Below are 14794 nucleotides of genomic sequence, written 5' to 3' on the forward strand. Positions count from 1 at the left end.
GCTGCTGGATCAGGGCGTCGTCCAGGACCTCGTCCACGGGCACCTCTTGGGCCTTGGTGTCACTCACCACGTCAGTCATCAACTGTCGCTTCCAGCTCGGGAGTTACACCAGTGACCGTACAGTCCCGCGTTGACGGGGGAGCGGGCTGGACGGGCAACTACCGTGTTCACATAGGTCGTGCATTGAGGGGTGTGCATCGTGAAGTTGCAGGTCAGGGGTCTGGCGTGACTCGTCTTCGGTGTACTCGTGCTGGTCGTGGGCGGGAGCCTGGGGTGTAGATCGTCCGGCAGGGGTGGGTTGCGGATTCCGGCCCGCCTTCACGGGTGCCGCTCGTACGCTGCGGCGCATGACGGACCCCGAGATGCTGGAGCGGATCACTGCGCGGCGCGCGGAGCTTGACGGATTCGAGGAACAGCTGGTCAAGCAGCTGTTCGCGGCGCGGGCGGAGCGGGACGAGCTCGCCGTGGCCGAGCGGGTATGGCAGCGGATGAGCGAGCAGCTCGCCGACGAGCAAGCAGCCGCTTGATCGCCGGTCGTGCAGGTGGCGGGCCGGGCGGTGCGGCTGATCCCGGACCGTGCGCCAGGGGTGACCGAGTCCGCGCTGCCTGCGGACTACCAGCGCATCCTGGCCGCGGTGCGGCAGGCCGCCGGCCCGGTCGCCGCCCGAGGCATCGGCGATGGGCTCGGCCTGGATGTCGGGGTACGGGGTACGGGGCAAGCTGGAACCGCTACGCGCGAAGCTGACCGAGCTGGCCGACCTCGGCTGGCTGCACAAGCGGGGCGACGGGATGTTCACCGCACGCCCGTGACCGCGCCGGAGGAGGAACGCGGCCAGGCGCAACCAGCGGGCTCCCGGCGGAAGTTGAGTTCGATGTGAAGAAAAGACCACACCGCCGAAGGCCCTGACGACAGATCCGAGTTGAGCCAGTACTCTCCTGTTTTGCCGTGGTGCACGGCAGACCACCGATTCGCGGGGGGCGTGATGGTCTGGGGGGCAGCTTCGTTTGGCAACGAAACGAATGCGGCCGGGCAGGTGAGGGTGCGGACTGTGGTCCGCGAGGTGGTGGCGGTGGTGGCACCGGCGGAGTTGGTCCTGGTGGACGGCTTCGCCCGGTTCGACGACGCGACGGCGCTACGACGATTATCCGGCCGTGGTGGACGTCGGGAGCCGCTGGGGTTCGGTCTGGGTGAGGTCGCGGCACTGGTAACTCCGGTGGTGTGGCTGGTGCTTGACCAGACCGCGAGGAAGTTAGCGGAGTCCGCAGCGGATGGTACCGCCAGGGGCGTCCGAAGGCTGTTGCGCAAGGCGTTGCGCAGGACTGAGGAACCGCCGGCCCTTCCCCCGTTGACGGCCGGGCAGCTCGCTGAGGTGCGTGCCCGTGTGCTGGAGACCGCGTCGCATCGCGGCCTGCCTGCGGAGAGTGCCGCGGCGATCGCTGACGCGGTTGTGGCCAGGTTGGTGCTCGACTCTCCGCCTCCGACCCCGGCTTCGGCTCCGACCCCGGAGAGTCGGGATGATCCGGCTGGCGGCGGTCATGCTCCGGTCGAGAGCTGACGGGGATGGTCCGCGGGTCTCTGCAGATGCGGCTGGACGGACGGGCGATCCCGGCAGGTACGACCATGCGTTTCGTGCTGCTGGGCGTCCTGATGCTCGCGAGCGGCGTCTCCTTGCTGCCCACGGCGTTCACCGCCGCTGGGCTCAACGACGGAACGCTGTGCCTGAGCGCGGCCGGAGTCAGCACCAATCAGACGCCCCCTGACGATGTCCTCCACAGCGCCGCCTATCGGGCCTGCATCAGCGGACACTGGACACTGCCCCAGTGGGTCGGCCCCGCGGTGCCCGGTTTCCTGCTGGTGCTTGCCTGCGGACTTTTCTTCGCCCTTCCCGTCTGGAAGGCGCGTCGAAGCCGGGTTGTTCTGCTGTCGGCGGTGGACCATGACGGCTGGATCCGGTGGCAGCTGGAGCAGTTGGCCCAGGTGGCCGGGCTTAAGCGGATGCCGCGGGTCGTTGTGGATCCGTCTGCCGCCTCGACCAGTGCCGCGGTGTTCGGCCGCAACGGCCGCCCGACAGTGTGCCTGCACGGTGGTCTGCTGGCCCGGCGGGCCACGGCGCCGACGGACTTCCAGGCGGTGGTGCTGCACGAGATGGCCCACATCCGCAACGGTGATGTCACACTCACCTACGCCACGGTCGCGCTGTGGCGGACGTTCATCGCCGCCGTACTCGCTCCCTACGCGGTGGGCTTCGGCATCCTCATCTTCAACTCGTACGCCCCGGAAACGCGACCCTACGAAATCGGGCTGCCGGCGTGGCGCGCCCTCGTCCTCCCGTTGGTCATGACGGCTGTCGTCTACCTCGCCCGGTCGGACGTGCTGCGCAGCCGAGAGCTCCATGCCGACTTCACCGCCGCGCACTGGGGTGCGAACCCGCGCATCTGGGGTGCCACCGAGCCGGCTCCGCCTGCGCGGGTATTGCCGCGAATGCTGCGCTCGTTCATCGAGCTCTGGCGCACCCACCCACGGTGGGACTCCCGGCGAAAGATGCTGGCCGACCCCACGCCGCTGTTCGAGGTGCCCGGCCTGCTGATGTTCCTCACGGGAACCGCCGTCATCCTGGTCAACAGCCAGCTGTGGAACTACGTCGGCGCATCCGGCCGCGCGGGTCAGTGGGAGTGGAATGTGGTGATGGCGCTCCCGCCCGCCGTGCTGGTCACCGGGGTCGCGGGCACAGTCCTGTGGCGTTCGGTGGTGCACCGGCTGCTGACCGGGCGACGCAGGCTCTCCGGGGCGTGGGCGGGCCTCTGGCTGGGTGTCGGGATGACGGCCGGTGAACTGATCGCGAATCGGGTCGCGATTTTCCGATGGCTGCCCGGTGAGCCCATGTTCGTGATGCTGTTGGGGCTCGCGGGGCTGACGTTCGCCTGGTGGGTCACTCAGTGTTCCCACCTGTGGGCCACGGTCTGGCGCGGTCGGACGATGCTTGCGCCGATGATGCTGGTCCTGGCTGGCGCGTGCCTGGCGCTGTGCGCATGGTTCTGGTGGTGGCAGAACTACGGTGTGTTCCTCGCCAACGTACCGGGGCTGTGGGCCCACGCGCTGGCGCCGGGACACGGGGACGTGCTGGCGGATCCGAGCGGGGAATACACCGCGATCCTCAACTTCGGCGCACGTGCGGTGGGCCTGCTGAGCACCACGGTCGCCGTCCCACTCGCACTGCCGGCGGTCGCCGTGTTGTGGGTGGTGCCGCTGCTGGCCTGGGCGGTTCACCCGCTGGCCACGGGCCGGGATCGCGCTCCGGCGCCGGGCACCGGCGAGCCGGTGATCTCCGGCCTGCCGCTGCCGCCGCTGCGCCGCGCCTTGCTTCCCGGATTGCTCGGCGGCGTGGTGTGCTGGGTTGGTCTCGCGGCCGTGAAGGCCCATATGCACGCTTGGGGTTGGCAGACACCGCTGCGCCTCCCCGGGGTCGCCGGTGCGTTCCTGTTCCAGTACGGGGCGAGCGCCGCCCTTCTGGCAGGCGCCGCGGTCGCCGCGCTCGTAGCAAGCCCGCTCGTCGATCGCTACCGCCTGATCGCCGCACTCGTCGCGGCCAACGTCGCCGCGTTGGCGGGCTACGGCGGCGTATGGGCACTGTCCGCGTCGGACGGTTGTATCCAGGACATCAGTACGTTCACGCCGACCTGCGGGTGGCGGCCGGTCGCTCTCTGGCAGGCGTTCCAGTACCTCCTGAGCATCCTTCTCGTCCTCGTCACCGTTGTGGGCATCGCCTCGGCCGCGACTACCTCCGCCGTCCAAAGACTGTTCCGGCGTCGCCCCCGCCCCACGACCTTCAACCCGACCGGCAACGGACTCCGAAAGCTGGTCCCGCACCGCCTGGCCGTAGCAGTCCTGTGCACGGCAGCCGTGGGACTTCCTGCTGCCCTTCTGTCTCTCCCGCTACCCTCGGGCAACGGCACGGCGTCGGCCGCCAAGCCCGCCACGAATCCGATTCAGGAGGCCCAGGAAGCGTCGGACCAGACATCGGCCTGGTACGACTTGGGAGGCCGTAAGCTCCTCGTCCGTTATGCCGACACTCTCGGGCGGCTACAGGCCCTCGTATCCAACGCGCAACAGTCCTCGGACCCCGACGGGTTCATCACGTCCCGACTCCCCTCGATCTGCACGGAGTTCGGAAAGATCGCGCGGGACGCCGACGCCTACTTCCCCGTCCCCGACTCCAGGCTCCTGCCGACATACAAGACCTTCACCACGATGACGGCCAAAGGCAGTCAGGACTGCCTTACCGGCCTCGACCAGAACGACGCCGTTCCCCTCACCACCGGCATGAAGGAGATCGGCCAAGCGACGCGCGCCAGCAACTCGATCAGTGCATGGATCAACACAATCAGGAAAGAAAGCAGCTTTTGAGTTGGTGCTCCGGGTGGATGGCTTCGGTGAAGATCGTCGGTCATCGGGAGATTTCGCGGTTCGTCAGGACCAGCAGGGCCCTGACCAGGGCGGTCGCCCACTTCGGGTCGGTGCGGACCTTGCCGAGGACCCGCCAGTTCTTGAGATGGGCGAAGCCGTGCTCGACCGGGGCCCGGACGGCGGCCAGCGCCTTGTTGGACAGTTTCTGCCCTCGGGTCAGGGGCCGGTTGCGGGCGGCCTTGTAGCCGGTGATCACTGCCGGGTCGGCGTCCGGGCCGCTGTCGTCGAGGCCGACGAACCCCAGGTCGGCGATGGCACCGAGACCGGCCGCCCGCAGGCGGGTGGTGAGTTTGTCGTGGCGGCAGACAGTGATCTCGGATGTGCGACCGGGACGGGCGGCGGAGATCCATACCAGTCGGCCGCGGTCGTCGGTGAGCGCGATCACGAGCACTGCGGCTGCCGAATATTTCATCCGGCTAGGTCAGGCGGCGTGCCGGTACTCGTGGATCACTCCGGCGAGCCGGTCTCGGCGGCGTATGTCCAGACGGGAGGTTCGGCCGAGATCGGTGATCGGTTCGGGGACCGCGCGCAGTGGTGCTGCCTGGTTCATCGCTTGGTGGGGTCGGTGGGCGTTGTGGTGCAGCTCGAACTGGCGGAGGGCGTGGCGCAGGTGATGCTCGTTCCAGATCAAGGTGCGGTCCAGGAGCTCGTGCCGACAGGTCTGGACCCAGCGCTCCATGATGGCGTTCATGCGCGGCATCTTGACGCCGGTGAGTACGACCTGGATGCCGGCGTCTTCCAGGATCTGGTCGAAGAGCGCGGGGAACTTCGCGTCCCGGTCCCGGATCAGGTACGTGACGGTGGCTGCGGCGTCCTCGAGGTCCATGACGAGGTTTCGTGCGGCCTGGCTCACCCATTGCGCGGTGGGGTGCGCCGTGGTGCCGAGGATCCGGATGCGACGGGTGGCGTGTTCGATGACGGCGAGGATGTACTGACGCCGGCCGGTCAGGGTGACGGTCTCGATGAAGTCGCAGGCCAGGAGGGCGTCGGCCTGGGAGCGCAGGAAGTCGGCCCAGGTGGTGGCGGCTCGGTCGGGCGCGGGGTCGATGCCCTCGGTCTTGAGGATCTCCCAGACGGTGGAAGCGGCGATCTGGATGCCGCGGGTGGCGAGTTCGCCGTGCACCCTGCGGTAGCCCCACGATGGGTTCTCCCGGACCAGGCGCAGGATCAGGGTGCGGATCGAGTGAACGGTGGGTGGGCGGCCTGGCCGCTTCGGTCGGCAGGTGCGGGCGTGGCGCTGCTCGATCAGGCCGCGGTGCCATCGCAGCACGGTGTCCGGTTGGACCAGCAGCCGGAGCCGGCGCAGGACCTGGCGGGGCAGCGGCGCCAGCAGAGCGGCGAGGAGGGCCCGGTCTTCCGAGGCGAACTTCACCCGGTCCGCACCGAGTTGTCGCTCAAGGACCATGATCTGGTGGCGCAGGGCGAGAATCTCCGCGTCCTTGTCGCGGTCGCTCATCGGTAGCAGCCGCAGGGCGGCGAATGCGTTGGTGACGGTCAGGTAGGCGAGACGAAGCAACACGAGTGCTCATCCTGCCGCAGCACCGAAAAAGCCCTTGAGCTGCGTGGATGACATTCTCGGCAGGCGCACAGTTCAGCACGCTTGCCCAGGATGTGGTGCAGCACGCTCAGCAGACGGGCTCCAGCCGGTCCGGCCAGCGCCACGGCAACCGCATCAACCACCTTCTGCAGGGCCGGAGTACCGCGCTGGTAACGCCGGGTCAGCCCCTCGACCTGCTCGGCGAAGGTGACCTTTTCACAAGCAGGATGCTCGCAGTACGAGCGGCGCACCGATAAGAGGACATCTAATTTGGCTCGTTCGATAGTCGGCGGCTGTGGGGATCGTGGAGCGGCTGGTGCCGGATGAGTTGTGGGAGCTGTTCGAGCGGGTGGTGCCGCCGGTGCCGACGAGGCCGCAGGGTGGTGGTCGTCGCCGGTATGGGGACCGGGAAGTGCTGGCAGCCTGAGCCGCGGCCGGCCGGGTCATGCTTCTCATAGCCCAAGTGCTCCGTCATCTCGGCGTCCACGGCCCGCTCCAGCACGGCCCGGGTGACCTCGTTCAGCAATCCGCCGTCGACCAGCAGGGCAGTCCCTTTGAGGCGTCGGCGCGGTCCATCAGTCGCTCGACGACCTCGTCCACCAACTTGTCCTCAACCGGCTCGACGGCCGGGGGCTTCTCGTCGTTCGTCATGCTCTGTCCGTCCCGGCTGGCCAAGCCCCGCGGCCGGGCCTTGGCCAGCCTGCCACATCACGGACTTACACGATCTTTCAGACCCGCTTGCCAGGCTCGCAAAGGGGTGTCAGGCCGGGCCGACGCGGAAGGGTCGCATCATTTGGTTGTCCTCGTGTTCCAGGATGTCGTGGTGCCACATGTACCGGCCTGCCTGGCCGAAGTGCACCCTCACCCGGGTTATCTCGTGCAGACAGGCGAGGATGGTGTCCTTGAGCTCGTGGGAGATCCGGGGGCGCCTCGGTTGACGGCGACCCACCGGATCCCTGCTTTCGGGGGCTGAGCCGTTCAGGCGGTGCCGGGCTCAGGCCTTAATGTGCTGTCACACGTAGGTGAAGGCTCCGGCGGAGGCGGTGCCTGCGGGGGTGGTGACGACCACGTTCACGGTGGTAGTTGCGGTGCCGGGCGGGGTGGTGCCGGTGATGACCGTGCCGGTGTTGGTGGTGATGGTCGCCGCGTTCCCGCCGAACGTCACGGTCGCGTTGGTGAGGTTGGTCCCGACGATGGTGAACGGCGTGCCACCGGCGGCGACGCCGACGTTCGGTGAGACGGTCGCGGTGACGGTCGGCGGCAAGGCCAGATAGGTGAAACCGCCGGGGACCGTGGCCATACCGCCAGGGGTCGTCACCACGACGGGGACGTTGCCCGCTGCGTTCGGCGGGGTCAGGCCCGAGATCTGCGTCGGGGTGGACGCCACCACGGTGGCTGCCGCCCCGCCGAAGGTCACCGTGGCGCCGGTCAGGTTCGTGCCTGAGATGACGAATGGCGTTCCGCCGGTCGTCGGGCCGGTGGCGGGCAGGATGCTGGTGGCGGTGGGGGCCGGGGGCGGCGGGGGCGGGCCGATGTACGTGTACATGGCGGGCGCGCTTGTGCCACTGGTCGTGGTGACGACCACCGGCACGGTACCCGGGGCGTGGGCTGGGGCGGTGACAATGATCAGGAGCCCGATCGGATCCTGGAACAGGATGCTCGCGGGCGTACCACCGAAGGTGACCGACGAGGCGTTGGCGAGTCCGGATCCGAGGATGAGGACGGGGTTGCCTCCGCTGGCGGGCCCGGAGGACGGAAGGACGAGTCCGATGCTCGGGGTGGCCGCGGCGAGTAAGTCCGCCTGCGGAGTGGGGGAGTGCGGGGTGGGGGTAGACATGACGGTTCCTCCTCGTTGGGATGCCAAGGTGGGACTGATCGTGGTGCCACGCAGCCTCGGTACGACGTGGTGGCATCACCGGCGCAGGGGACATTCCTCGGAAGTCCGAAGTCACGGCCAGTTGGCCTGACAGCTCCCGGTCCCTGCCGTTCGAGCTGTGTCCGCCGCAGTACTCGGTCCGCGAAAATCGCGGACCCGCGCGTGCCGTCCGCATGAAGTCATGCGAAGAACCCGCGAGCCGCATCACTGTCCCGGAGAGGGATGGGCGGCCCACCGGTTTGGGTGAATCAAGTACCCCACAAGCGTGCACCGCCGAGCAACAGGGACGACGCCGGTTCACCTGAATGGCGCAGCGTCGTGACAGGCCCGAGTGCGAAGCTCCGATAGCCATCCGAGGTGTGGGGCCGAAGCCCGAGACGGTCCGCAGGACACCCTTAGGCGTGGCGTGCGGTCAAGTGGGCGGCACGCCCAGCTGCTCCAAAACCCGGTACGCGGTCTGGCCGACCGTGACCAGCGATGCGGCGACCTCCCACGACAGGGCCTCGGGCTTGGCCACCGCCTGACCGAGCAGGGCGTACTCGCGGTAGCTGCCGCCGACGGCGGCAGCGAGGTCTACGGGGCACTGCTGGACCGGCTCGCCGACTTGGACCTGGCTTACCTGCACCTGATGGAGCGGCATCGCCGTGCAGTTGGCGGTCGCCCGCGGCGTTACCGTCATCGGAACGGTCGGCGACCATGACATCGCGCGTGTCACCGCACTGGGAGCCACCGCGGTCCGCTACGGCGACGGCTGGGTGGAGCGGGTGAAGGTCGCGGCTCGCCAGGGATTCGACTTCGTCTTCGACGCCTCCGGCGCCGGCGTGCTCGCCGACTCCGTCGCCCTGACCGGCGACAGCTCACATGTCATCACCATCGCCGACATGTCCGCCCGGCAGCACGGCGTCCGCTTCAGCGCCGGTGCCACCGAGCAGGGCGGAGAATCCCTGCCGGAGCTGGTGCAGCTGGCTGCCGCGGGCAAGCTCACCTTGCCGATCTGGCGCACCTACCACCTGACGGAAGCGGCACAGGCTCACACCGACCTGGAAGCCCACCGCAACCAGGGCAAAGCCGTCCTCCTTCCCTGACTCCCCGATGCCGCCGCCTCGTGCCGTTGGACGGGCGAGGCGGCTTGTAGGGGTCGAGGATGCTGGTGCGGCCGGTCCACCGCCCAACCAGGAGCTCGTCCGCACTCGCCACGTGTGCGTAGCGGCGCACGGTGTTGCGGGCCAGTCCCAGCCGGCGGCCGATTTCCCGCATCGCAATGCCTTGTCCGAGCAGAGCGCGAACGGCCTCGTGCTGTTCGCGAACCCGGTCGGACAGGCGGCCGGTGGTCCGCGGCCCCGCGGGAGCCAAGTCGAGGTCCAGCCCTTCCAGGGCCTCGGCAGCCGCGGCAATGGTGGTGTCCTGGGGCTCGCGCAGCAGGGCACGGTGCTGGACGACGGTCTTCTCGACCGCCTCGGCGAGGTTCGACCAGATGTGCCACCGATCTGCAACATGCACCGCGTCCGGGGCGCCAAGGCGTCCGGCCTCGGCGTAAGCGGTGGAACGGTCCCTGCAGATCACCTCGACGCCGGGGTGCTCGGCGAGCCACCGGGCCACAGTCGCAGTGGTGCGGTCCGGCAGCAGGTCGACGGGCTGGTGTGTCTCGATGTCGAGCAGGATGGTGCCGTAGTTGTGCCCCTTGCGCAGCGCGAAGTCGTCGACCCCGAGCACCCGCGGTGTCGAGGTCTCGGGGGCCTGCAAGCGGCGGATCAGCCGTAACAGGGTCGAGCGGCTCACCTTGGCCGCCAGCGTGTGGGCCAGGCGGGAACCGGCCCGGCCGGCCAGCATCACCGCCACCCGTTCCAGCACCGTCTGCAGCCCGGCGCTGCGTCTGCCGTGCCGGAACGTCAGTCCGGCGACCTGCTCGGCGAACGTCGCCTGCGAGCAGCCCTGTTGAGAGCAGCGGAACCGCCGGACCCGTAGCTCGATCAGCGCCGGACGGCCGCCGACCGAGCTGTCGGCAAGTCGGCGTACGTACCGGCTGTGCACACGGGCCGACGCCGTTCCACACGCCGGACACGCAGCCTGTCCCGCAGCCGTCCGGGCCCGCACGACCACCAACTCGCCGTCGGGTATGACACTTTCGACCACAACACCTTCGACCTGGTGGAACCACAGGTCCTGGAGGAGTACATCAGCCACGGCCGTTCATGATCGCGGTTGTGGTGACCCTCCGTGGCTCCGGCACTGAAAGTGATCCAGAACCACTTTTCAGCCGTCGCCGACAGAGCTTGCGGTGCCAGCGCAGTACGGTGTCCGGTCTCATCAGCGGTCGCATTCTGCGCAGGGTTTGCTGGGAGGGGGTGGAGGAGTGCGGCCAGGAAGGCCCGGTCTGCGGGCGTGAAGCGGGGGCGTGTTCCGTGGAGTTGGCGCTCCAGCACGGTGAGTTGGTGCCGCAGCGCCAGGATCTCGATGTCCTTGTCCCGGTCGCTCATCGGCAGTAGCCGCAGCGCGGCGAAGGTATTCGTCATCGTCACGTAGGCCAAGCGGAGCAGCACGGTAAATCGTCATGCCCGGCAACGCCGACAGTGGGTGGTGAACAGTCCGATTGCTTTCTGACCTGCACGGATGAACTTCTCGGCACCCACAGGGTCAGATGAGACGGAACGGCCCGGCGTACACAAACCACGGAGACAAACCAGCCCGACAGACACGATCCAGTGAGACTCGCTGCCTCTCTCAGGCCGTACAGACCCCGTCAGGTGAGACCAGCAGCGAATCCAACAAGAGGTCGTGAGAAGGAGACGGGGTCGCGTGAGACGGGACACCTATGGGCCCGATGAACGTGCCGCCGGGTCTTGCTCTTGCTCCGGCAAGGGCTCGCTTCTGAGAACGCGGTGCGCGTAGTCACCAGTACCCAACCTGCCCCCGGATTGTCCACGCCCGTGGCGGGCGGTGACCTCTGCGCGGAGCCGGCGGGGCCCTACCTGGCTGTGGTTCCAGCCACAAGGGGTTCGGTTCGGGCCAGCTATCCCGAATCGTGGTTCCGAGGGCTGCCGGGCGGGGGACGGTACTGCTGGCGCTGCCCCTCCGGGGAGGAAGTACGACTGTTGGAGGGGACGCGTCAGGTCGAGTTGCCGCTTTGAAGAGTTCCGGCAGGCGGGGGGAGCTATGCGGCGAGGAGCTCAAGGGGTCGTGCTGAGGCGCCAGCGGGAGCTGGCGGGACACGGCAGAAGATCCAGGTGCCGCGTGGGCGACTGGAGAGAGCTAGGCGCCGCCGATCCATCGGGACGCAGACTCGAAGCCCTGACGGTATCCGGCCCGACAAGTACGGATCCGGCGGCCACCTCCGACCTCTGATGGCGGCATCTGCGCCAGCTCCGGCGAGCCGCGACGACTGGCAAACGAGCCGTATCGACTGTCGCAGGCGACGTGCGCCTGCCCCTGGGCCTTGCAGCTTCCCGCCTGAACCTGTCACCACACTGACCGAGTACCCGCCAACACCGGGCCTCCACTGCGCGTCTTCTGCCCGCATTGTGTGAATCGCCGAGGTAGGGAGTCCTCACCGTGCCGTCTTTGCTGAGCTACGCCGTCGTCACAGATCCGACCTCGCTTCAAGCGTCGCAGCCCGGGGCACCGTCTGTAGGAACGGTGTACTTGATCGTCTCCAACACTCACCAGTCCGACGTGAAGTGGGAATTCATCGATGTGGAGATACCGGTCGGCAGCGGCGGCGGCGACCTGACGAGTAATCCCACGGCGATCAGCGCGAGCATCGCCCCGGACTACTCGGTGTGGTTGGAGCCAGCTCCAGTTTTCGGCTGGGACAGTACTCTCGGCCGCTTCCGGGCGCATTCCCCCTCAGGGGGCAGGCTAACCCTGCCTGACCAAGGGTCGTTGGTCCTGAAACTGGAAGACATATCTGTTTCCAGTGTGGAGGGGTTGGTCCGCCTGAAGGTGTACGAGAGGTCCGGCGGCGGCGACGACAACATACCCATTCGGCGGGCTGATTTCGCCACAACTCTTGGGTTGGTGAAGCAAGCTCCGAAGATCCCGCGCAACTTCCGTCCGGAAAAGAAGTCCTTGGTGGATGTGGACGCGGGCGGGAACGTCGTTTTGAAGTGGGAGGGGCCCGACAATCTCGACTACTGGATCCGTGATCCGGACGGGAGCGAGGTGCTTGCCCGGTCGGCAGCTCAGGGACCTCGGGTAACTCAGCAACCCTACACATGGTCACCCCCTTCCGCTCCGAAGCGAGGCACCACTTACACCCTTATTGCTGGGACGACCAGCGCCGGGCAACAGCAGCAGGGATACTTCCTCACCACCACGGTCCACGCACGCGTTCCCGAGTTCGACAGCGGGACGCGCACTCCTTGGGTCGAGGGAACGCCGAACAAGAGCCGAGTCACCTTCTCCGCACAAGGGGCCGAGATCCGCAACGCGACCGGCGGATTGGGGACCGTCGAGGCCGACAAGGTCGAGGTGAACGGCGTGAGGACCAAGTGGGTGTGGGGACGGAACGACAGCGACGGATGGATCGAGTTCCCGCAATCCGGAGTGAACGTATTCAATGGCCAGCAAAGGAATTGGGGTACAGTCGCGGCGGACAAGGCCGACGTGAACGGCGTGAACACCAAGTGGGTACAGGGACGGAACGCCAGCGATGGATGGATCGACTTCCCGAAGTCCGGGCTGCGGGTCCGAGACGGACAGAACAATCTGGGCGTCCTAGAGGCAGGGAAAGCCGTCCTGAACGACCTGCTTACCGACCAGGGGCAAGTGAAGGGGCCCCTTACCGTTAAAGGAGGGATGAATCTCAGTCACGGAAGCGTGCCGATATTCACGACCTACCCCGAAAGGACATTGTTTCACGGGGTGAATGAATTCAAGAAGTGGACGCTATTCGATGACGGAATAGTTGTCGAAATGAATAAGGTGGAAACTATTCGGATCGGCAAAGAAATTAAATCGATGCTAGTGGCCTGTGATCTTCAGGTCCAAGGACAACTCTCCGTTTCCGCCGGTGGGCAAGTCAGGATTCTTTAGCTCAAGGCCGTGCAGCTACGGGCTGATCAGCCCTGTCGACAGGATGTCGACGCTGATGGTAGCGCTGGCCCATCCGGGCGAAGGCCGAGGTCGGGCACCCCGGCTACGCCCGGATGTGGGCGGAGGGCTACGAGGGCATGAACCATCGGTCCCGAAGCTGTGCGCCTGCCGAAAATCTCGTCCGCGCAGGTCGTGTGCCACGAACGCTGAAGGAGGCGTTGATGTAGAGGCCTTCGGTGGCGGGCTGTGCAGGAGGTGGAGGTAGGTCCTCCCGAGCCGCTCTGCAGGAAGAGGCTTCAAACCACCGCAGGCTGCGTCGGTTAAGCGCCGGTCGTGGTGAGCGCTGCGGGGAAAGGCGCGACTTGATCGCGTCAGGTGTGGGTCAGGAAGGCGAGCGAGAGCGAACCGCTGTTGACGTGTCGTAACGGATTCCAGTGGCGTCAAAACCGGGGCATGACTTGGGCGCCGGGACAAGTCTGGGGGAGCCTGCCGACTGCCCAGACGGCGTCCGGCATGTAGGCGGCGCGAGCCTGGCCTGGGCTCTTGCATGGAACGTGGGAACCTGTCGCCCCGATACTGGCGCCGGTCTGATGGGGCGGCGGCGAGAGGGAGTACCCCAAGCGGACAGGACCGCGAGGGGCCGGCCGAGTACGGATGCGGGGCACGGGGGCAGACCGTCTCGTAGCAGCGGTGAAGCCTGGTAATGCGGGTGGAGCGAAGGGGACGGGTCGTCTGGGTCTGCTTGGCGGTCAACCGGAGGCCCCGGGAGGAGCCGGATGAGTGGGCCGAAGCCGTTCGAGATCTCGAAACACCTGGTGTTCGAGGCGTACTTGAAGGTCAAGGCCAACAAGGGCGCGGCGGGCGTGAACGGCTAGTCGATCGAGCAGTTCGAGGCTGATCTGAGGCCAAGCTCCATCGCTTGGTGCTGGACGAGCTCGGCTCGCGTGGCGAGTTGGACTGGAGCCGGTGTGCGATCGACTCGGTGAACATGAGGGCCTTGGAAGGGGGGACTTAACAGGTCCGAATCCTGTCGATCGAGGCGAGAATGGCTCGAAGGTCCACTTGATCACCGAGCGGACCGGCCTGCCCATCTCCATCGGCATCTCCGGGGCGAACCTGCACGACAGCCAGGCCCTCGAACCGCTGGTCCGCGCCATACTGCCGATCCGCTCCCGCCGCGGACCACGCCGCCGCAAGCCCGCCAAACTCCACGCCGACAAAGGCTACGAATACGACCACCTGCGCCGATGGCTGCGATCACGAGGCATCACCCACCGCATCGCCCGCAAGGGCATCGAGTCCTCCACACGGCTCGGCCGCCACCGCTGGACAATCGAACGGACCATGGCCTGGCTCGCCGGCTGCCGCCGTCTCCACCGCCGCTACGAGCGCAAGGCCAGCCACTTCCTCGCCTTCACCAGCATCGCTTGCACCCTGATCTACTACCGCAGACTCACCAAATGAGACGACGTCTTAATGCCGAGGGTGGCGAGTTCGCCGTGCACCCTGCGGTGGACCCACGATGGGTTCTCCCGGACCAGGCGCAGGATAACGATGCGGATCGAGCGAACGGTGGGCGGGCGGCCCGGCCTCTTTGGTCGGCAGGTGTGGGCGTGGCGCTGCTCGATCAGGCCGCGGTGCCATCGCAGCACGGTGTCGGGGTTGGACCAGCAGCCGGAGCCGGCGCAGGACTTGGCGCGGCAGCGGCACCGGCAGAGCGGCGAGGAAGGCCCGGTCGTCCGGCATGAACTTCAGCCGTGTAGGTGCCGAGAACCACATCCGTGCTGGTCATGCGGCATGTTCTCGAGGCGGGCGAGGCGGTCTGGATTGGAGATCGGCTGGGGGAGGGGCCGCGGGAGTGTCGCTGCGTTGAGTGGGCGCTGGG

At 67.4% G+C, this 14794-nt stretch carries 13 protein-coding genes and 3 pseudogenes; 8 read left to right on the forward strand and 8 right to left on the reverse strand.

Annotated features, from left to right (window positions below; genetic code table 11):
* The first annotated feature begins 347 nt into the window (after positions 1 to 347).
* From P3G67_RS35160 to P3G67_RS35175, 4 genes are all read left to right on the forward strand, one after another.
* Positions 348 to 527 (forward strand): hypothetical protein, encoded by a 180-nt coding sequence (locus P3G67_RS35160; RefSeq protein WP_276097142.1) that lies wholly within the window; start codon positions 348 to 350, stop codon positions 525 to 527.
* 151 nt (positions 528 to 678) lie between these two features.
* Positions 679 to 810, forward strand: coding sequence for a hypothetical protein (locus P3G67_RS35165; RefSeq protein WP_276097143.1), 132 nt, complete (start codon positions 679 to 681; stop codon positions 808 to 810).
* Positions 811 to 1040: 230 nt separating this feature from the next.
* Complete coding sequence (locus P3G67_RS35170; RefSeq protein WP_276097144.1) at positions 1041 to 1556, forward strand: hypothetical protein; 516 nt, start codon at positions 1041 to 1043, stop codon at positions 1554 to 1556.
* Positions 1557 to 1837: 281 nt separating this feature from the next.
* Positions 1838 to 4405 carry a M48 family metallopeptidase gene (locus tag P3G67_RS35175; protein ID WP_276097145.1) on the forward strand — a complete coding sequence of 856 codons (2568 nt, stop codon included), beginning with the start codon at positions 1838 to 1840 and terminating at the stop codon, positions 4403 to 4405.
* 40 nt (positions 4406 to 4445) lie between these two features.
* Here P3G67_RS35175 and P3G67_RS35180 read toward each other — a convergent pair.
* The 3 genes and pseudogenes from P3G67_RS35180 to P3G67_RS35190 all read right to left on the reverse strand — a co-directional run.
* Positions 4446 to 4856 (reverse strand): annotated as a pseudogene (locus tag P3G67_RS35180) (transposase family protein); the annotation flags it as partial.
* A gap of 30 nt (positions 4857 to 4886) precedes the next feature.
* Positions 4887 to 5984 (reverse strand): integrase core domain-containing protein, encoded by a 1098-nt coding sequence (locus P3G67_RS35185; RefSeq protein WP_276097147.1) that lies wholly within the window; start codon positions 5982 to 5984, stop codon positions 4887 to 4889.
* Positions 5960 to 6253, reverse strand: coding sequence for a hypothetical protein (locus tag P3G67_RS35190; protein ID WP_276097148.1), 294 nt, complete (start codon positions 6251 to 6253; stop codon positions 5960 to 5962). Before P3G67_RS35190 ends, P3G67_RS35185 begins: the two co-directional genes overlap by 25 nt.
* Positions 6254 to 6297: 44 nt before the next feature.
* Here P3G67_RS35190 and P3G67_RS35195 point away from each other — a divergent pair, with 44 nt between their 5' ends.
* Positions 6298 to 6429, forward strand: coding sequence for a hypothetical protein (locus P3G67_RS35195; protein ID WP_391858420.1), 132 nt, complete (start codon positions 6298 to 6300; stop codon positions 6427 to 6429).
* On the opposite strand, the pseudogene P3G67_RS36415 reads toward P3G67_RS35195, so the two are convergent.
* The 4 genes and pseudogenes from P3G67_RS36415 to P3G67_RS35215 all read right to left on the reverse strand — a co-directional run.
* Positions 6424 to 6653, reverse strand: a pseudogene (locus P3G67_RS36415) (transposase); the annotation flags it as partial. The gene P3G67_RS35195 and the pseudogene P3G67_RS36415 overlap by 6 nt on opposite strands.
* A 109-nt stretch (positions 6654 to 6762) precedes the next feature.
* Positions 6763 to 6951, reverse strand: coding sequence for a multicopper oxidase domain-containing protein (locus P3G67_RS35205; protein ID WP_276097149.1), 189 nt, complete (start codon positions 6949 to 6951; stop codon positions 6763 to 6765).
* A 63-nt stretch (positions 6952 to 7014) separates the two neighbouring features.
* Positions 7015 to 7839 (reverse strand): IPT/TIG domain-containing protein, encoded by an 825-nt coding sequence (locus P3G67_RS35210; RefSeq protein ID WP_276097150.1) that lies wholly within the window; start codon positions 7837 to 7839, stop codon positions 7015 to 7017.
* A 451-nt stretch (positions 7840 to 8290) separates the two neighbouring features.
* On the reverse strand, positions 8291 to 8518 hold the full coding sequence (locus P3G67_RS35215) for a hypothetical protein (protein WP_276097151.1): 228 nt from the start codon (positions 8516 to 8518) through the stop codon (positions 8291 to 8293).
* A 4-nt stretch (positions 8519 to 8522) separates the two neighbouring features.
* Here P3G67_RS35215 and P3G67_RS35220 point away from each other — a divergent pair, with 4 nt between their 5' ends.
* Positions 8523 to 8963, forward strand: coding sequence for a zinc-binding dehydrogenase (locus P3G67_RS35220; protein ID WP_276097152.1), 441 nt, complete (start codon positions 8523 to 8525; stop codon positions 8961 to 8963).
* On the opposite strand, the gene P3G67_RS35225 is transcribed toward P3G67_RS35220, so the two are convergent.
* Positions 8860 to 10062 carry an ISL3 family transposase gene (locus tag P3G67_RS35225; protein WP_276097153.1) on the reverse strand — a complete coding sequence of 401 codons (1203 nt, stop codon included), beginning with the start codon at positions 10060 to 10062 and terminating at the stop codon, positions 8860 to 8862. The genes P3G67_RS35220 and P3G67_RS35225 overlap by 104 nt on opposite strands.
* Before the next feature lie 1455 nt (positions 10063 to 11517).
* Between P3G67_RS35225 and P3G67_RS35230 the strand changes: the two genes are divergently transcribed.
* Both P3G67_RS35230 and P3G67_RS35235 read left to right on the forward strand, forming a co-directional pair.
* A complete protein-coding gene (locus P3G67_RS35230) occupies positions 11518 to 12909 on the forward strand; it encodes a hypothetical protein (RefSeq protein WP_276097154.1) in 1392 nt (463 codons plus the stop codon).
* A 904-nt stretch (positions 12910 to 13813) separates the two neighbouring features.
* Positions 13814 to 14373: pseudogene (locus P3G67_RS35235) on the forward strand (IS5 family transposase); the annotation flags it as partial.
* Positions 14374 to 14794: the final 421 nt, after the last annotated feature.

This window comes from Streptomyces silvisoli (assembly GCF_029269905.1).
Classification (GTDB): domain Bacteria; phylum Actinomycetota; class Actinomycetes; order Streptomycetales; family Streptomycetaceae; genus Streptantibioticus_A; species Streptantibioticus_A silvisoli_A.